General features: G+C 72.8%; 11 protein-coding genes. 10 read left to right on the top strand and 1 reads right to left on the bottom strand.

Going from position 1 to position 18,944, the window contains the following annotated elements:
• The first annotated feature begins 126 nt into the window (after positions 1-126).
• The 7 genes from OHA89_RS32100 to OHA89_RS32070 all read left to right on the top strand — a co-directional run bounded on the left by OHA89_RS32100 (position 127) and on the right by OHA89_RS32070 (position 9,116).
• Entirely contained in the window at positions 127-1,389 is a 1,263-nt protein-coding gene (locus tag OHA89_RS32100) for a phenylacetate--CoA ligase family protein (protein ID WP_406367707.1), read from the top strand.
• Entirely contained in the window at positions 1,386-2,690 is a 1,305-nt protein-coding gene (locus tag OHA89_RS32095) for an MFS transporter (RefSeq protein WP_406367706.1), read from the top strand. The genes OHA89_RS32100 and OHA89_RS32095 overlap by 4 nt, the downstream gene beginning before the upstream one ends.
• Positions 2,687-3,829 carry a GNAT family N-acetyltransferase gene (locus tag OHA89_RS32090; RefSeq protein ID WP_406367705.1) on the top strand — a complete coding sequence of 381 codons (1,143 nt, stop codon included), beginning with the start codon at positions 2,687-2,689 and terminating at the stop codon, positions 3,827-3,829. Before OHA89_RS32095 ends, OHA89_RS32090 begins: the two co-directional genes overlap by 4 nt.
• Before the next feature lie 23 nt (positions 3,830-3,852).
• Complete coding sequence (locus tag OHA89_RS32085) at positions 3,853-5,001, top strand: acyl-protein synthase (RefSeq protein WP_266612535.1); 1,149 nt, start codon at positions 3,853-3,855, stop codon at positions 4,999-5,001.
• Positions 4,998-7,514 carry an acyl-CoA reductase gene (locus OHA89_RS32080; RefSeq protein WP_266611226.1) on the top strand — a complete coding sequence of 839 codons (2,517 nt, stop codon included), beginning with the start codon at positions 4,998-5,000 and terminating at the stop codon, positions 7,512-7,514. Before OHA89_RS32085 ends, OHA89_RS32080 begins: the two co-directional genes overlap by 4 nt.
• A 102-nt stretch (positions 7,515-7,616) precedes the next feature.
• On the top strand, positions 7,617-8,399 hold the full coding sequence (locus tag OHA89_RS32075) for a DUF72 domain-containing protein (RefSeq protein WP_266611224.1): 783 nt from the start codon (positions 7,617-7,619) through the stop codon (positions 8,397-8,399).
• Positions 8,400-8,462: 63 nt separating this feature from the next.
• Complete coding sequence (locus OHA89_RS32070) at positions 8,463-9,116, top strand: DUF4389 domain-containing protein (RefSeq protein ID WP_406367704.1); 654 nt, start codon at positions 8,463-8,465, stop codon at positions 9,114-9,116.
• Between the two features lie 20 nt (positions 9,117-9,136).
• On the opposite strand, the gene recQ is transcribed toward OHA89_RS32070, so the two are convergent.
• Positions 9,137-11,155 carry a DNA helicase RecQ gene (gene recQ, locus OHA89_RS32065; RefSeq protein WP_406367703.1) on the bottom strand — a complete coding sequence of 673 codons (2,019 nt, stop codon included), beginning with the start codon at positions 11,153-11,155 and terminating at the stop codon, positions 9,137-9,139.
• 179 nt (positions 11,156-11,334) lie between these two features.
• On the opposite strand from recQ, the gene OHA89_RS32060 reads away from it, so the two are divergent.
• Genes OHA89_RS32060 through OHA89_RS32050 form a run of 3 tightly spaced genes read left to right on the top strand, consistent with a single transcriptional unit; the run spans position 11,335 to position 18,895 of the window.
• Entirely contained in the window at positions 11,335-13,518 is a 2,184-nt protein-coding gene (locus OHA89_RS32060) for an MMPL family transporter (RefSeq protein ID WP_406367702.1), read from the top strand.
• A 26-nt stretch (positions 13,519-13,544) separates the two neighbouring features.
• On the top strand, positions 13,545-18,230 hold the full coding sequence (locus tag OHA89_RS32055) for an aminotransferase class I/II-fold pyridoxal phosphate-dependent enzyme (protein ID WP_406367701.1): 4,686 nt from the start codon (positions 13,545-13,547) through the stop codon (positions 18,228-18,230).
• The gene (locus tag OHA89_RS32050; protein WP_266611216.1) at positions 18,227-18,895 is read left to right on the top strand and encodes a 4'-phosphopantetheinyl transferase superfamily protein; all 669 of its coding nucleotides are present in this window, start codon (positions 18,227-18,229) and stop codon (positions 18,893-18,895) included. Before OHA89_RS32055 ends, OHA89_RS32050 begins: the two co-directional genes overlap by 4 nt.
• Positions 18,896-18,944: the final 49 nt, after the last annotated feature.

The raw sequence follows: 18,944 nt of genomic DNA, 5'->3' as shown, positions 1-18,944 counted from the left end.
GTGCGTCGAGGAGGCGGGGGCGCCGGGGGGTCCCCCGTTCACACAGGTCGAGCCCGCAGGCGAGCTCTCGCTCTCGCCGCGCCCCGCCGTGACTCCCGTCCCATTCCGTCACCAAGGCAAAGGCCCATGTCCGCCCAGCAACTCTCGGACCTCATACGTTTCGCCCGGCACAACTCGCCGTTCTATCGGGATCTTTACGCATCCCTGCCGCCGCAAGCCGACCGCCTCACCGACCTGCCGGTGGTCGACCAGCAAGCGTTCTGGGCGGCCAACACCCTTCACGACAGCCGCGTGTTGACCGGCCCGCTCAGCGAAGCCACGGTCTACAAGACCGGCGGCACCACCGGGTCCCCCAAGTTCTCCGTCTACACACGCGACGAGTGGCGCACGTTCGTCACCTCCTTCGGCCAGGGGCTCGTGGACACGGGCCTGCGCCCGGGGCACCGCGTCGCCGACCTCTTCTACGCCGGGGAGCTGTACGCCAGCTTCCTCTTCGTCCTCGACTCCCTCGCCCACGCGCCCGTGGACAACGTCCGCCTGCCCATCGGCGGCGGCGCACCGCTGGAGTCGACGCTCCCCACGCTGCGCGATCTCGCCGCCCAGGTACTGGCCGGCACGCCCACCACCCTGTGCCGGCTCGCCGAGCAGGCCATCTCATCCGGTGTCCGGCTCGACTCGGTGGAGTTGCTCCTCTTCGGCGGAGAGGCCCTCTTCGACGACCAGCGGCGCCTGCTGACCACCGCGTTCCCCCGCGCCGAGGCCCGTTCCGTCGGATACGCCAGCGTCGACGCCGGCCTGCTCGGCCGCCCCGTACCCGGCCCCGACGCCCGGGTGCACCGGGCCTTCACCCCGTATTCGGTCGTCGAGATCCTCGACGACTCCACCGATGAGCCCATCACGGAACCGGGGCGGCCCGGCCGGGTCGTCGTCACCAGCCTCTTCCGGCGCCTCATGCCGATCATCCGCTACCCCGCGGGCGACCGGGCCGAGTGGACCGGCACCGGGCCCGGCCACTTCCGGATCCTCGGCCGCGCCGAGGAGGGCGTACGGGTGGGCCCCGTCTCCCTCTACACCCAGGACGCCCAGGACGCCGTGGCCGCGGCGGACACCGCAGGTCACGTGGTCGGCGTGCAGCTCGTCGTCCGCCGCTGGGAGGGCCGCGACGGGCTCGTCCTGCGGCTGGCGACGGCCCCCGGTGACCACGGCGGGGAGGAACTGGCCAAGGCGGTCGTCGCGGAGCTGGAGACCGTGCGGCCGCTCTATCCGGACAGTGTGCGCGCCGGGTTCGTGCACCCGCTGTCCGTGGAGTGGGCGCGCCACCGCGACCTCGCCGTCAACCCGCGCTCGGGCAAGCTCGTCCGGGTCCTCGACGAGAGGCCGACCGCATGACCGCCTCACCCGTGGCCGCAAGTGAGACCGAAGCCGGGTTCGCAGGTGAGACCGGCGGCCGGCGCGCTCCGCTGATCCTGCGCAACCGCGCCTTCGGCGCCGTGTGGCTCGGCCAGGTCCTCACGCAGGCCGCCATCCGCATGTTCCAGGTCGGCGTGTCCTGGTGGATCGTCGCCTACGCCGTGCACGACGCCCGGGGGCTCGCCTCCGGGCTGTTCATGGCCGCCTGCACGCTGCCCGCCGTGGTGCTGGCGCCCGTCGTGGCCGGGGCCGTCGCCCGGTTCGCGCACCGTTCGGTGCTGCGGACCGCCGCCGGCCTGGCCGGGGGCGCCTCGGCCGCCCTCGCGCTGTGGGCGTACGGCGGTGGGCTGCCGCTCGCCACCGTGTACGCCGCCGGCCTGGCGCTGGCAACCTGCCAGGCGTTCTTCGACCCTTGCCTGACCACCTCGGTGCCCGAACTCGTCGACGACGCCGACATCGAGACGGCCACCGGCTTCGAGCTGTCCACCCAGTCCCTGGCCGGCCTCGGTGGAGCGCTGCTCGGCGCCCTGACCGTGGACCGGGCCGGCGTGGCCGGGCTGGCCGTCGGCTGCGCCGCCGCGTACGCCGGGGCCGCGCTGCTCGTCGCGAGCGCCCGGTTCCGCACCACCGCCGGCGACCCGGCCGACCCGGTGGCGGCAGCCGCGCCCCCGCGGCGCACGCTGCGCCGCATCCTCGGTGAACTGCCCTACGTGCGGCGGATCCTGGTCTGCTTCACCGCGGCGAACCTGTTCACCACCGCCGTGTTCGTCGTCATCCCCCTCTACACCCGCTCGGTCCTCCGGGGCGGCGGCGGCACGGTGGCACTGCTGGAGGCCTCCCTGGGCACCGGCGCGCTCGTCGGCGCCTTCACCGGCGCCCGCGTGCCGGGGCGGCCCACGGTCGCCGGCGCCTACTGCCTGGCCCTGATGGCCCTCGCCCTGGCGCTGCCCGGGCTGGTCGCGCACCGTCTGGTCATCGCGGGCTGCCTGGCCGTGGCCGGCTGGTGTGCCGGGGCCGTCAGCGTCCGCTTCGTGGCACTGTTCCAGCGGCTGGTGCCGACGGCGGACAAGCCCGGCTTCTTCGCCGTGATGCAGGCCGTACTGGGTGCCTCCCTGCCGGTGGCGTCGCTGGTGTTCGGCTCGGCCGGCGATTTCCTCTCACCGCAGACGCTGTGCCTCGTGCAGGGCGTCGGCCTGATCCCCGCCGCCGTCGCGCTGGCCCTGCTCGGGTCACCTACGCCCGGCCCGGCCGTGGCGGAACCCTCCGGAGGCGAGCGGTGAACCCCGTCATCACCCCGGCCGCCTGCGCGGACATCGCCGAACTGCGCCAGCTGTACTACGCCGTCTACGGGCCGCACTATCCCGTGGCCCTCGGCACCGACCCGGCCGAGATGGCCCGGCTCATCGAGGACCCGTACTCCCTGTGGCTCGTCGGCCGCTGCGCCGACACCGGGGCCCTGACCGTGTCCGCCGCCATCCACGGTGAGCCGGGCAGCCGCATCGGCCGCCTGGAGGGCATCGCCGTCCACCCCGGGCACCGCTCGGCGGGCCTGGCCGCCGCCCTGACCGAGGCCCTGTGCGCCGGGATGCTGGACACAGGACGGCTGGACTCGGTGTACGCGACCGTGCGCACCGTCAGCGCCGGTCCGCAGCGCGTCGTCGCGCGCAACGGCTTCCGCCCGCTGGGCATCCTGCCCAATGCGGTGGATCTCCGCAGCCGCGAAAGCCTCGCACTCTACGCGCGTCACTCCGCCGGGGTGCTCGATCGCCGGCTCCCCGTCACCGAAGTGCCCGCCCCGATGCTGCCGTTGCTGCGCACCGCCGAGGCCGCGCTCGGCATCGGCTACCCCGGGGTGCGGGCCGCCGCCCCGCTCGCGGCGCCCGCGCCGCAAGGGGCCGTCGAACGGCTGGAGATGATCGAGGCGCCGGCCTTCGTGCGCCGCCGCTTCCGCGAGCAGTTCCCCGGCGCCGGGGGCTGGTTCTACCCGCTGCACACCCCGAACGTGCTGCTCACCCCCGAAGACGGCCGGTTCGAGGTCTACGCGTACCTCAACCGCGCCGGCGGGTACGCCTCCTTGCTGACCGCCCACCCCGACCCGGCCGCCGCGGCCGCGTACCTCGAACCCGTCACCCGCGCACTGGCCCGCGCGGGCGCCGGGTACGTCGAGGCCCTGGTGCCGCTCGCGCACCAGGAGGCCCTCTCGGCCTTCCTGGCCCAGGGGTTCGTCGCCGGGGCCCTTTACCCGGCGATGCGCGCGGACGGGGACGGCTTCCACGACTACGCCGTCCTGTCCCGTTCCAGCGAGCGGATCGACTTCCGCGGCGTCGCCGTCGAACCGCCCCTCCAGCCCTATCTGGACTGCTACGTGTCGGCCTGGGCGTCGACCCACCTGCCCACATCATCCGAGGTTGCCTCATGAACCCCATGGCCCCCGTGAACCCCTTGAACCCCCATCTCGCGCCGGTCGCCGTACCCGACCCGGCCCTCCTGCCCCACGTACAACAGCTGTGCGACCTGACCGACCCGTACGCCTTCGGGGCCGCGGAGGACGAACTGTTCGCCGCCGCCATGGCGGAGACCAACGCCTGGCACACCGAGCGCTCCCCGTTCTTCCGCTCCCTGTACGAGGCCACTCCCCCGGCTGAGCCGTACCGTGCGCCGCTCGTCCACGCGAACTTCTTCAAGCGGCACGAGGTGCTCTCCATCCCGCGCGAGGAGGTCGAGCTGCACCTGACCTCCTCCGGCACCACGGGCCAGAAGTCGCAGATGTTCTTCGACCAGTGGACCATCCGCTCCGCCCAGCGCATGGTCGCCCGGATCTTCGAGCGCAACGGCTGGATCACCCCCGACCAGGAGGTCAACTACCTCCTGTACAGCTACGAGCCGGCCCCCTCGCTCAACCTCGGGACCGCCTTCACCGACAACTACCTGTGCGATTTCGCCCCGGCGCGCAGCGTCGAGTACGCGCTGCGCAACACCGGCGGCGACCACGAGTTCGACCCCTTCGGCTGCATCGCCGCGCTGCGCCGCTTCGAGCGGGAGGACGCCCCGGTCCGCATCCTCGGCTTCCCGGCCTTCCTCTTCTTCACGCTGGAGCGGATGCGGGCCATGGGACTGCCTCCGCTGCGCCTGCCCGAGGGCTCCCTCGTCGTCCTCGGCGGCGGCTGGAAGGGCCACGCCGACCGGCGCATCGGCAAGGAGGAGCTGTACGCCCGCGTCACCGAGCAGCTCGGCATCCCGGGTGAGCGGATCCGGGACACCTTCGGGTCGGTGGAGCACTGCATCCCGTACATCGAGTGCGACCACCACCGGCTGCACTCCCCCGTCTGGTCCCGGGTGACGATCCGTTCCACCCGCACGCTCGAACCGCTGCCGTACGGGGAGCGGGGCTACCTGCACCTCGTGTCGCCGTACATCACCTCGGTACCGGCGCAGAGCGTGGTCATGGGCGACCTCGCCTCCCTCCAGCCGGGCGACGCCTGCGGGTGCGAGCTTCAGACCCCCTGGTTCACCGTCCACGGCCGTGCCGGGGCGAGCCGCAACCGCAGCTGCGCGGTGGCCGCAGCGGAACTCATGAAGGGCATGGCGTGACCGAGACCGAGATGCAGCACTACTGGCAGGGCTCCTTCGTCGGCGACGAGGAGGCCGGGCGCCGTCTCGCCGGTCTGCCGGCCGCCGTCGAGGCCGCGCTGGCCGACGGGCTGGAGACCGAGACCGTCCTGGCCGCCTGCGACGCCCTCGCCACCGCGCTGTGCGACCCGGCCCACCCGGTGCACGTCCGGCTCGCCGCGTACCTGCCCGAGGGGGAGGACCCGGCCGCCCTGGCCGAGCTCGGCGCCGCCCTCGGCCGACGGGAGCTGACCCGAAAGCTGCGCCGCGAGCTGGGCAGCGCGACTCCCGGCCGGCTGAACCGGGCCGATCCGCGCGAGACGGTGTACGAGGCGTGGGCGCCCGTCGGCCTGGTCGCGCACATCGCCCCGGGCAACGCCGCGACGGTCGCGCCGCTGAGCATCGTCGAGGGCCTGCTCGCCGGAAACGTCAACATCCTCAAGACCAGCAGCGCCGACACCCTGCTGACCCAGCACCTGATGGCCGAGCTCGCCGCTCTGGACCCGAGCGGTGCACTGGCCGCGCGGATCGTCGTCCTGCGCTTCCCGTCCTCCCGGCAGGAGTGGCTGCGCCTGATGTGCGCTCCTGCGGACGCCGTCGCCGTATGGGGCGGGGAAGGGGCCGTCGAAGGGGTGGCGGCCCATGTGCCGGCCGGCTGCCGGCTGGTGGAGTGGGGGCACCGGATCTCCTTCGCGTACCTGACGGGCGACGTCTGGTCGGATGCCGGCACGCTCGAGGCCCTCGCGGACGATGTGTGCCTGCACGAACAGCAGGCGTGTTCCAGCCCCCAGGTGGTCTACCTCGACACCGAGGACGAGGGCGAGGTGTTCGCCTTCGCCGAGCGGTTCGCGACCGTCCTCGCGGCCCGGCCGCCGGCCGCGACCACCGCGTACGCCGACGACCCGGATCCCGCCGAGGAGGCCGAGCTGACCACCACCGAGCTGGTGGCCCGGCTGGAGGAACACCTGGGCCTGACCCGGGTGTTCGCCGCGCCCGACGGCTCGTGGCGGGTCATGGCCGACACCCGGTCCCCGCTCACCGCCTCGCCGCTGCACCGCAGCGTGTGGGTCAAGCCGCTGCCCCGCAAGCGGCTGATCGCCACCCTGCGCCCGATGCGCCGCTATCTGCAGACGGCGGGCCTCGCGGGCAGCCGGACCGACATCGCCGAGCTGTCCCGCACCGCCCTGGCGGCGGGCGTCACCCGCGTCACACCGGTCGGCGCCATGCTGGAGAGCTACGCGGGCGAGCCGCACGACGGCGTCTACGCACTGCAGCGCTACAGCCGCCGCGTCGCGGTCCAGGCCGACCCGGCCCGCTTCGCGACCACCGCCTGCCTGGACGACCTGGCCCGCCCCGTGGTCCTGCCGCAGCCCACCGGCCCGCTGCTGGGCAAGGAGGACGTACAGGAGCCGGCCCGGCGGCTGGCGCGCGCCGACGCCGAGCTGTTCTTCCGCAGCGGCGGCAGCACCGGCGCACCGGCCCTGTCGGTCTTCAGTTACGACGACTACGACACCCAGATGCACGCCGCCGCCCGCGGCCTGCTCGCCGCCGGTTACGACCCGGTCGGGGACCGCACCGCCAACCTCTTCTACTGCGGCGCGATGTACGGCAGCTTCATCAGCTTCTTCTCCGTACTGGAACGCCTCGGCGGGGTCCAACTGCCGCTGTCCGCCGGGCCCGACCACCGCGCGACCGCCCAGGCCATCATCGACCACGGGGCCGACACCCTCTTCGGCATGCCCTCCTACCTGTGGCAGCTGCTGCACGCGGAGGAGGAGGCGCTGCGTGCGTACGGCGGCCTGCGCAAGGTCTTCTACGGCGGCGAGCACTTCACGCAGGAGCAGCAGCGCACCCTGAAGGCCACGTTCGGCATCGAGGCCGTCCGCTCGATCACCTACGGCAGCACCGACCTCGGCCCGCTGGGCTACCAGTGCACCGAGAGCTCCGGAGGCGTCCACCACCTGCACGCCGACCTCCACACCATGGAGATCCTGGACCTGGCCGAGGACCGGCCGGTGGCCGCGGGCGAGACGGGCCGGCTGGTCTTCACCACGCACGCCCGGCGCGGCCAGCGCCTGGGCCGTTACCTGATAGGCGACCTCGGCCGGGAGATCCCGGGCCGCTGCCCCTGCGGCCGGCACGCGCCCCGCTTCGAGCTGAGGGGCCGCACCGGTGACGTGATGCGGGTGGCGACGTACTTCCTCAACCACCGCCGCTTCCTGGCCCTGGCCGAGGAACGGGGCGGCCACCGCGGCGAGCTGCAGATCCGGCTCGACGGTACGGACGCGCGCGAGCGGCTGACCGTACGGGTGGAGCGGACCGGAGCGACGGACCCGGAGCGGCTGCGGGAGGTGTTCCTGTCCGGCTACCCGGAGCTGCGGTCGGCCGTGACGGAACAGCTGCTGGACCTGGTGGTCGAGGCGGTCGACGGCGCGTCGCTGGACCGCAGCCCGACCAGCGGCAAACTCCTCGCGGTGGTGGACGCACGCCGCTAGGAAGTGACCCCTGCCCGTCGTCAGCCGCCGGGTTGCAACCGGGTGGGGGAATCGGCCTGCAGGGCGGCGGCGGCTCCTGCCCTGGCGGGCAGGGATCGGACCATGCCCATGCTCGTCGGTACCTCGGGGTGGCAGTACAAGGACTGGCGCGGCGTTCTCTACCCGCCCGAGCAGCCGCAGCGGCTGTGGCTGGAGGAGTACGCCCGCCGGTTCGCCACCGTTGAGAACAACAACGCCTTCTACCGGCTGCCCACGACGGAGCTCTTCGGGGCCTGGCGGGAGCGGACACCCGAGGGGTTCGTGATGGCGGTCAAGGCCAGCCGCTACCTGACCCATCTGAAGCGGCTGCACGACCCCGAGGAGCCGGTGCACCGGCTGATGGAACGCGCCGCGGGCCTCGGCGACCGGCTGGGGCCCGTCCTGCTGCAGTTGCCGCCCTCCTTCCGCGAGGACGTCGGGGCGCTGGACGCGTGCCTCGGCTGCTTTCCCGGCACGGTTCGGGTGGCCGTCGAGTTCCGCCACGCCTCGTGGTGGGAGGCGGAGCGGGAGGTACGGGCGGTGCTGGAGCGGCATGGCAGCGCGCTGTGCTGGGCGGACCGGGGGTCCCGGCCGGTGACGCCGCTGTGGCGTACGGCGTCATGGGGGTACGTCCGGTTCCACGGCGGCCTGGCCGAGCCGCCGCCGCGCTACGGACTGCAAGCCCTGAAGTCCTGGGTCGTGCGCATCGCCGACGCGTGGCCGGACGAGGCGGACGTGCACGTGTACTTCAACAACGACCTCGGTGGTGCGGCCGTCGTCGATGCCGCGAGGTTCGCCCGGGCGGCGGCCGCACTGGGCAGGACGGTGAGCCGTACCCCTCCGTCGCCGAGAGCGCCCGACAGGTGACGCCGACGCGCGCGCGGGATGATGGAGAAGGGCAAGGTCACACGCATCGAAAGCGTGATTCACATGACGACAGCTGCCGGCTTCTACCGACCGGTCAAAGTGACGGCCGTACTGGACGCACCACTCTCGCGCTGGCTGTGGCTGGTCAAGTGGATCCTCGCGATCCCCCACTACATCGTGCTCGCCTTCCTGTGGATCGCCTTCCTCCTGGTCAGCGTGATCGCGTTCTTCGCCATCCTCCTCACCGAGCGCTACCCGCGAGCCCTCTTCGACTTCAACCTCGGGGTGCTCCGCTGGTCGTGGCGGGTCTCGTACTACGCGTACGGCGCGCTGGGTACGGACCGGTACCCGCCGTTCAGCCTCGGCCCCGAGCCCGGATACCCGGCCCGGCTCGACATCGCCTACCCGGAACACCTGTCCCGAGGTCTGGTGCTGGTGAAGTGGTGGCTGCTCGCCATCCCGCAGTACCTCGTGATCGGCATCTTCACCGGTGCCATGCACGGCGGTTGGTGCGTCGGCGGTCTGATCGGTCTGCTCGTGCTCATCGCCGTCGTCACGCTGGCCTTCACCGAGAAGTACCCGCGCGATCTGTTCGACCTGGTGATCGGGCTCAACCGGTGGGTACTGCGCGTCACGGCCTACGCCTCGCTCATGACGGACGCCTACCCGCCCTTCCGCCTCGACATGGGCGGTGAGGAGCGGACCCCCACCGGCTGAATCCCCGGATCCAGGACCCGCTATTCCCAGTCGTCCCAGGGCGGGTCCATCTCGTCCAGGTCGAAGGGCGGCTCGTCCGCGTCCGGCGCCGCGGGCCGTGCGACCGACCCGAGCTCGGCGGCGGGGGCGGGAGCAGGCGCAGGGGCAGGCACCGTGGCAAGGGCAGCGGCAGCGGCAGGCGCGGTGGCCTCGCACTCCGCCAAGGTGTCGAGGACACCCTGGCCGTACTTGGTGAGCTTGGCCTCGCCGACGCCGCCGACGGTGCCCAGCTCCTCCACCGTGCCGGGGAGCCGGGTCGCGATCTCCCTGAGCGTCGCGTCGTGGAAGACGACGTATGCCGGTACGCCCTGCTCGCGCGCCGTCGCGGCCCGCCAGGCGCGCAGGGCCAGGAAGACCGGTTCGGCCGCGGCCGGCAGGTCGACCGGCACACGGGCGCCCTTCCCGGAGCGCGAGCCGGACTCCTTTCGGGGCGAGCCGACGACCGCCTTCTCCTTCCGCATCGAGACGGTGCGCCGCCCTCCCAGCACCTCGCCGCTGTCGTCCGTCAGGACGAGCGTCCCGTATTCGCCCTCCACCGCCAGCAGCCTCAGCGCCAGCAGCTGGCGCACGACCCCCCGCCATTCCGCGGTGCTCAGATCCGACCCGACGCCGAACACCGAGAGCGCGTCGTGGTCGAACTGGATGACCTTGGCCGTCTTCTTGCCCTGCAAGATGTCGATGATCTGGCCGGCGCCGAACTTCTGGCGCCGTTCCTTCGCCAGCCGCCACACCGTGGACAGCAGTTTCTGCGCGGCGACCGTCCCGTCCCAGGACTCGGCCGGCGTCAGACAGGTGTCGCAGTTGCCGCACGGCCCGCCGAACTGCCCGAAGTACTCCAGCAGCCGCGACCGGCGGCAGTCGACCGTCTCGCAGAGCGCGAGCATGGCGTCCAGGTGCATGCCCAGGGAGCGGCGGTGCGCCTCGTCGCCCTCGGAGCCTTCGATGAGCTTGCGCTGCTGGACCACGTCCTGCAGGCCGTACGCCAGCCACGCCGTGGCCGGCTCGCCGTCGCGGCCGGCCCGGCCGGTCTCCTGGTAGTAGCCCTCGACCGACTTCGGCAGGTCGAGATGCGCGACGAACCGCACGTCCGGCTTGTCGATGCCCATGCCGAAGGCGATCGTGGCCACCACCACGACCCCGTCCTCCCGCAGGAAGCGCGCCTGGTTCGCCGCACGCGTGCGGGCGTCCATGCCGGCGTGGTACGCCACGGCATCGATGCCCTGCTCCACCAGGAAGCTCGCTGTCTTCTCCACCGAGGACCGCGAGAGGCAGTAGACGACTCCGGCGTCCCCGTCGTGCTCGGTCCGGATCAGCTCCAGCAGCTGCTTGAGCGGGTTGTTCTTCGCGGCGATGCGGTACTGGATGTTCGGCCGGTCGAAGCTGGCGACGAAGTGCCGGGCGTCCTCCAGGCCGAGCCGCGCCACGATCTCGGCGTGGGTGGCCTCGGTGGCCGTCGCGGTCAGCGCGATCCGCGGCACCTTCGGCCAGCGCTCGTGCAGCATGGACAGCGCCAGGTAGTCGGGCCGGAAGTCGTGACCCCACTGCGCGACGCAGTGCGCCTCGTCGATCGCGAAGAGCGCCACCTTGCCCCGGTCGAGCAGGCGCTGTGCGCTCTCGGTGCGCAGCCGCTCGGGGGCCAGGTAGAGCAGGTCCAGCTCGTCGGCGAGAAAGGCCCGCTCGACGGCCTGGCGCTCGTACGAGTCCTGCGTGGAGTTGAGGAATCCGGCCCGTACCCCGAGGGCGGTGAGCGCGTTCACCTGGTCCTGCATCAGCGCGATGAGTGGCGAGATCACGATGCCCGTGCCTTCTCTGACGAGGGCCGGGATCTGGTAGCAGAGCGACTTTCCGCCGCCGGTCGGCATCAGCACGAGGGCGTCACCGCCGCCGACGACCTGCTCGATGATCTCCTGCTGCTCGCCGCGGAAGGAGCTGTAACCGAAGACGCGGTGCAGTACCTGCAACGCGTCGGAGGTCTCGGGTGAAGCGTCCGGAAGGGCCATTCCCGAAGCCTAACGGCACCCGCCGACACCCCGGCTCCGCGCTGTCAAGTGACGAATAGCCGGGGCTACGGCCGCATCCCCCCTCCGGGCACGGTGGAAACCGGTCGTCCTGCGCAAGTGCAGGGCGCTAAACGCCACCCGGATCGGAGACCTCGATGTCCCGTCGCGCAGGGGTCCTCGTGACCCGTCGCCCCCGGCTCGTCCTCCTCGGCGCGCTCGTGTTCCTCGTGCTGTCCGTCGTGTTCGGAGCGGAGGCGACCGGCCGGCTGAAGACGCAGGGGTACGACGACCCGCGATCCGAATCCAGCCGCGCGGCCCTCGTGGCGGCCGAGCGCAAGGGGGCGTCCCCCAACCTGGTCGTGGTCGCGCAGGCCCGCGGCGGATCCGTCGACGACCCGTCGGTCCGGAGCGCGGGCGAGGGCCTGACCAGGCATCTCGCGGCCCAGCCGCAGGTGAGCGCCGTGACCTCGTACTGGACCGGCGGCGCGGCGGAGCTGCGCGGCCGGGACGGCCACGCGGCCATGCTGGTCGCGCACGTGGACGGCGAGGGGGAGCAGCTCGCAGCGCGGGTCAAACAGCTGCGCGAGGAGCTGACCACCCCGGCCGCCTCCGGGACGGCCCTGACGGTGCACGTCGGCGGGACGGCGCTCGCCGACGCCGAGCTCCAGGACGTCTCGGAGTCCGACCTGAAGCGGGCCGAATCCTTCGTCCTGCCGGGAACCCTCATCCTGCTGGTCCTGGTGTTCGGCAGTGTGGTGGCCGCGGCGCTGCCCCTGCTGATCGGGGTCCTGGCCGTCGCCGGGACGCTGCTGGTCCTGAGCGCTCTGGGCGCCGTCACCGACGTGTCCGTGTTCGCGCTGAACCTCACCACGGCGCTCGGCCTGGGGCTGGGCATCGACTACGGGCTGCTGATCGTCTCGCGGTTCCGTGAGGAGCTCGCCGCCGGATACCACCCGCGCAACGCCGCCATCCGGACCGTGCGCACCGCGGGCCACACGATCGCCTTCAGTGCCGCGACGGTCTCCGCCGCGCTCGCGACGCTGCTGGTGTTCCCGCCGTACTTCCTGCGCTCCTTCGCCTACGCGGGCATCGCGGTGGTGGTGATCGCGGCGGTGAGCGCCGTGACCGTACTGCCGGCCCTGCTCACGCTGCTCGGAACGCGGGTGAACGCCTGGCCCGTGCCGTGGCGCCGCCGGGTCCACGCCGGCTCGGGGTCGCGCTTCTGGGCGGGGCTGGCGCGGATCGTCGTACGCCGCCCGCTGATCGCGGCGCTGCCGGTGATCGGCCTGCTCGTGGTCCTCGCCGGGCCGTTCGCGCACGCCGGTTTCGCCACCCCCGACGACCGGGCGCTGCCGGTGAGCGCGTCCAGCCGTCAGACCGGGGACCTGGTGCGCGGCACGTTCGACATGAAGGGCTCCAGCGCGCTCACGGTCGTCATGACGGGTGCGCCGTCCCCGTCGACTCAGGCGGAGTACACCCGCCGGCTGTCCGCGCTCCCGCAGGTCGCGCAGGTCGTCGGACCCCCCGCCGCCGGCCCGGGCCGGCTCTCCGTGGTGCCGCTGGTCGACCCCCAGTCGCGCGCCGCCCAGCAGCTCGTGCACGACATCCGCGCGACTCCCGTACCGGCGGGCACCGAGGTGCTGGTCGGCGGCCCGAGCGCGGTACTGGTCGACGCCAAGGCCACGGTGGGAGACCGGCTTCCGCTGGCGCTCGCCGTGATCACGCTCACCACTTTCCTGCTGCTGCTCGGATTCACGCGCAGCCTGCTCCTGCCGCTGAAGGCCATCGCGCTGAACGCCCTGAGCCTCGCCGCCGTCCTCGGAGCCATGGTGTGGATCTTCCAGACGGGCCATCTGCACCAGCTGCTCGACTTCACGCCCGGCCCGCTCAGCACGACCATGCCGGTGCTGCTGTTCTGCATCGTCTTCGGGCTCTCGGTGGACTACGAGGTGTTCGTCCTCGCGCGCATCAAGGAGGCACACGACGCCGGGCAGGACAACGCCGACTCGATCGTCTCGGGCCTCGCGCACACCGGCGGCATCGTCACGACCGCAGGCGCCCTGCTCGCCTTCACCCTCCTGAGCTTCGGCACCTCGCAGGTCTCCCTCCTGCAGTTCTTCGGGATCGGCGCGGGCCTCGGCGTTCTCCTCGACGCCACGCTCGTACGGGGCGTCCTCGTACCGGCGCTCATGCGCCTGGCGGGCGACCTGAACTGGTGGGCACCGCGGCTGCTGAGGCGCAAGGAGCCGAGCCCGGCGCCCCGTCCTCCCCCGGCTCCCGCCAGGAGATGCCCCCCGGGCCGCATCGCCGTCCGTGCCTCCGTCTGTACCCCCGTCCGTACCCACGCCCCCGCGCGCCACTGACCACCGACAAGACAAGGAAGACCCACATGTCTGACATCGCGATCACCGGACTCGGCTGCCGCTTCCCCGGCGCCCCCGACCTCCACGCCTACTGGGAGCTCCTGATGAGCGGCGAACGGCAGTTCTCCGCCGTCCCGGGGGAGCGCTGGAACCACGAGACGTTCCACGAGCCCGCCAACCGGTCGGCCCCCAATGCCGCGTACACCGACCAGGTCGCCTTCCTGGACGAAGTGGACCGCTTCGCCGCCCAGCACTACGGGGTGCCGCCCGCCCGTGCCCGGGCCATGGACCCGCAGCACCGGCTGATGCTCGACGTCGCCCGCGAGGCCCTCGAGGACGCGGGGCTGGGACGCGGCGACTTCGACCGGGAGAACACCGGGGTCTTCCTCGGACTGTCGGTGTCCGACTACAAGGACCTCATGTCGGCCCCCATCCGGGCCATCACCCTGGCCGAGCAGTCGCTCGCGGCAGACGACGCCGACGGCCTTGCCGCCGTCAAGGAGCAGGCAGGACAGCTCGGCACCATCCAGAGCTTCACCCTGCCCGGGAGCCTCCTCAACATGGCGTCCGGCACCGTCAGCCGGCAATTCGACCTCGGCGGCCCCAGCTTCGCCGTCGACGCCGCCTGTTCCGGCTCACTGGTCGCCCTCGACCAGGCGATGGCCCAGCTGCGCCAGGGCAGCTGCCGGATCGCCGTCGTCGGCGGCGTGTACCTCAACCTCACCCCCGACAGCCTGGTCGGTTTCTCCAGACTCCGTGCACTGTCCGCCACCGGGGTGTGCCGCCCGTTCGACGAGGGGGCCGACGGCTTCGTCCTGGGCGAAGGCGGCGGCGCTGTCGTCATACGGCCGCTCGCCGACGCACTCGCCGACGGCGACCGGGTCTACGCGGTGATCAAGGGCATCGGCTCGGCCAACGACGGCGCGTCTCCCGGGCCGCTGGTTCCCACCGCCGAAGGCCAGCTGCGCGCCATGCGCCGGGCCTACGACGACGCGGGGGTTGCCCCCTCCTCCGTAGGTTTCCTCGAGGCCCACGGCACCGGTACCTCCGTCGGTGACCGTTCCGAGATCGAGGCGCTGCGCCGGCTGCGCACCGAGTACCCCGACGAGGACCCCGGTCTGTGCTACCTCGCCGCGGGCAAGGCCCTCATCGGGCACTCCCTGTCCGCGGCGGGCATCGCGGGACTGATCAAGACGGCCCTGGTCGTCCATCACGGCACGATCGTGCCGCAGCCGGAGACCACCCCCCATCCGGACCTGGGCATTTCCGCCGCGGGCCTGCGCTTTGCCGACAGCGCGCGGCCCTGGCCGACCGCGGGTACGGGCAGGGGCGCCCCGCGGCGGGCCGCCGTCAGCTCGTTCGGATTCGGCGGCACGAACGTCCACGTGATCCTGGAGGAGCAGCCCTCCCCGGCCGTCCGCCGCCTCCCGGTACGCACCCAAGCCGCCGGACCTCACCTGGTCCTGCTCTCGGCCGGAAACCGTGAGCTGCTGGACCGGCACATCGGCGAGGTGCTCGACAGCATCGACCGCGCACCCCACACGCCGATCGCGGCGGTGGCCCACACCCTGGGCGCCCGTGAGCCGCTGACGGCCCGCCTCGCGATCGTGGCCTGCGACACAGAGGAATTCACCCAGCGGCTGCGGCACGCCCGCCGGCAGCTCGCCGACGGAGCCGGCGGCGACCTCGGCGACGGCAACGGGGGCGACCTCGGCGACGGCGCCTTCTACGCCGACGCTCCCCTGCCGGCCGAGCAGCGCCGCATCGCCTTCCTCTTCCCCGGTCAGGGCAGCCAGCGGCCGGGCATGATGCAGGACCTCTACGAGAGGTTCACCGGTTTCCGTGCGGCCGTCGACGCGCTCGGCGCCGTGGCCCACCAGGACAGCGGCCTCGACCTCACCGATCTGCTGTACGGCGAGGCGTCGGCCGGCCACGGCGACGGCGACGCCGAGCAGCTCAGGCAGCGGCTCGCCGCCACCGATGTGTGCCAGCCCCTGCTCGGTACCGTCCAGATCGCGGCCACCCGCCTGCTCGCCGACTGCGGCGTCACTCCCGGCCTCGCCCTCGGCCACAGCGTCGGAGAGTTCGCGGCGGCCGCGGCGGCCGGAGCGCTCACCGACGAGGACACCATCCGGCTCCTGGTCCACCGGGGAGCGGCCCTCCAGCGGGCCGGGACCGGCCTCGGGGGCGGGATGCTCGCCGTGCAGAGCGACGAGGAGACCTGCCACCGGCTCGTCGACGGCATCGACGACGTGTGGCCGGCCTGCTTCAACCACGAGCGGCAGGTCGTGGTCAGCGGCACGCCTCAGGGGCTCGCCGCCGTACGGCAGGCCTGCGCCGACGCCGGGATCGTCACCGCCGCGCTCGACGTCTCCCATGCCTTCCACTCGCCGCTGCTGGCCTGCGCCGAGGAGACGATGCGCGCGGGCCTCGCCAACCGCCCCGTCAGCAGTCCCGTCCTGCCGTTCGTCTCTTCGGTGAACGCGGAGCTGTGCACCGACCCCGGCCGGCTGCGCGAGCTGTGGGCCCTCCACGCGTCCACGCCCGTCCGCTTCAGCGACGCCGTCCGCACCGCCTACGACCAGGGGGCCCGCGTCTTCCTCCAGGTGGCCGGCGGCAGCTCGCTCCTCACCTCGGTCCGCCGCAACCTCACCGGCCACAACGACATCCACGTCGTCCCCGCGGCGGGGGTGGCACCGGACCGCGGACGCGACTTCGTCCTGGCCCTCGCCCGGCTCGCGGTCCTGGGCGTCCCGGTCGACCCGCGCGCCCTGATTCCCCGGGAAGACCGCCGTCTGCTGGACCTGCCGGTGGCGAAGCTCGACACCCAGTCCTACTGGCTGTCCGACCTGCGCCCCGCGAAGCGGGACACCCCCGCCGACTCCCTCCCGCCCCACCCCGCACCCCTCGAGGAGACCCCGATGGATCACCCCGCCGATCACCCGATGAACGAGCTGCTCCGGCTGGCTCAGCAGCAGGTGACGCTGCTGGCCCGCCTCACCGACGCGCTCCCCGCGCCGAACCCCGCCGTACAGGTCACCGCCCCGCCGACGGCCGGAACCACACCGGTGCCCGCTTCCCCCGCCTCCCCGGCCGTCACGGCCGTCCCGGCCGACGAGGCGCCGACGCCGGCGCCGCCGACCGGGCAACTCGACGAGGTCACCGAGGCCGTGCTCGCGCACGTGGCGCGGATCAGCGCGTTCCCGGTGGGTCATCTGCGCAAGGACCAGCTCCTGATCGACGAGCTCGGTTTTGACTCGCTGATGCTGACCGACCTGTTCACCTCCCTGAAGCGGCAATGGCCGCGGTGGACGTTCGACGAGACGACCGCCGACCGGCCGACCGCCGGGAGCATCGCCGCGCTGATCGCGGGCGGCTCCCCGGACGCCGCGCCGGCAGCCTTCCCCGCACAGCGCGCCGACCGCGGGGAAGAAGCCCCCTCCCCGGCGCCCGCCGAGCCGGTAGCCTCCGCCACCGGTCCGCTTCCCGAAGAGCACACGCGGATCGAGTGCTTCCCGGAGGTCACCGCCCACGGCGAGCGCATCACCGCCCTCACCGGGATGGGGCTGCCCAATCCGTACTTCCTCGTCCACGAGGGCGGTATGACGGACACGACCGTCATCGACGGCCGGGAACTCCTCTCGTTCTCCAGCTACAACTACCTGGGCATGGCCACACACCCCCAGGTGAACGAGGCGGCGAAGGACGCGATCGAGCGCTACGGCACGTCGGTTTCCGCCAGCCGGCTGCTGTCCGGCAGCCGTCCGCTGCACCGGGAACTCGACACGGAACTCGCCGGCCTGCTCGGATGCGAGGCCGCGATCACCCTGGCCAACGGGCACGCCACCAACGTCACCGTGATCGGGCACCTCGTCGGCCCCGGGGACCTCGTCATCCACGACTCCCTCGCCCACGACAGCATCCTCCAGGGGTGCAAGCTGTCCGGCGCGACCCGACGGCCGTTCCCCCACAACGACGCGGCCGCCCTCGACGCCGTCCTCACGCAGGTCCGCGACCAGTACCGGCGGGTGCTCGTCGTCATCGAGGGCGTGTACAGCATGGACGGCGACATCGCCGACCTGCCCGCCCTCGTCGAGGTCAAGCGCCGGCACGGCGCGCTGCTGATGATCGACGAGGCGCACAGCATCGGAACGATCGGTGCGACGGGGCGCGGCATCGGCGAGTACTTCGGCATCGACCGCTCGGTCGTGGACCTGTGGTCGGGCACGCTGTCCAAGGCACTGGCGAGCTGCGGTGGCTACGTCGCCGGTAACCGCTCGGTCGTCGAGTACCTGCGCTACACCGTTCCGGGCTTCGTCTTCAGCGCCGGCATGACCCCGGCCGACACCGCCGCCTCCCTGACCGCCCTGCGCGTGCTGCGTGCCGAGCCGGAGCGCGTGGCCCGTCTCGCGGAGAACGCCGCGCTGTTCGTCCGCCTCGCGGGCGCGGCGGGGATCGACATCGGGGACAGTCATGACACGGCGATCGTCCCGTGCATCGTCGGGGACTCGCTGAAGACCCTGCGGCTCGCGGAGGCCCTCTTCCAGCAGGGCATCAGCGTCAATCCGATCCTCTACCCGGCCGTGCCCGAGGAAATGGCCCGGCTGCGCTTCTTCATCACCTGTGACCACACGCCCGACCAGATCCGGTACGCCGTGACCGCCCTGGAGGGCGAGCTGCGGCACCTGGACCCGGTCCCCGCCGCCGCATGAGCCCCGCGGCAGTGCACACCGCCTTCCCGTCGATCGCGCCGGGACACGTCCACCGGTGGGGCGGAGCCCGCGTCATCGTGGCCCGGCGTACCGACCTCGGCCAGGCAGGCCAGCCACCGCCTCTCTCCCCGGCCGAACGGCGCGTGGTCCGGGCGCTGCCGGCCTGGCGGCAGGCCGAGTGGGTGGCCGGCCGGCTGCTCGCCAAGCGCCTGGTCGGCGAGTTCGTCGCCGCGCCGGCGCAGGACGTGGAGATCCTCCCGCGTGACGACGGCAGCCCCGGCGTCGTCGTCGGCGGCACCCCGATGCATGCCGTGAACGTCTCCATCAGCCACACCTCCCGATACGTCGCCGCGGCCCTCGCACCGGAACCGGTCGGCGTGGACCTGTGCGAGAGGGCTTCGGCCGCCGCGGTACGCCGTGTCGCGGACCACGCCTTCTCGCCCGGGGAACTCTCCCTCGTCGGTACGGACCGGCCGGATGCCCTGGCAGGTGCCTGGGCGCTGAAGGAAGCCGCGGTCAAGGCGGACCGCAGCGGCATCTTCGGCGCCGCTCCGCGCCACATCGCGATCCTCGGCCTGCGGCCGCCCGTACTCGGCGGACGGCGCCGCGCGATGGTGTGGCAGGCGGGAGACGCGGTCCTCGCCCTTGTCCTCGCCCGCCCGTGACGGCACTGCGTTGGTGCTCCCCGGCCCGCCGGATCATGCTTGTCAGTGG

Origin of the sequence: Streptomyces sp. NBC_01546 (genome assembly GCF_045208355.1) — a bacterium.
Lineage (GTDB): Bacteria > Actinomycetota > Actinomycetes > Streptomycetales > Streptomycetaceae > Streptomyces.
The sequence above is the reverse complement of the archived record's forward strand: the minus strand, read 5'-3'. Positions and strand labels throughout refer to the sequence as shown.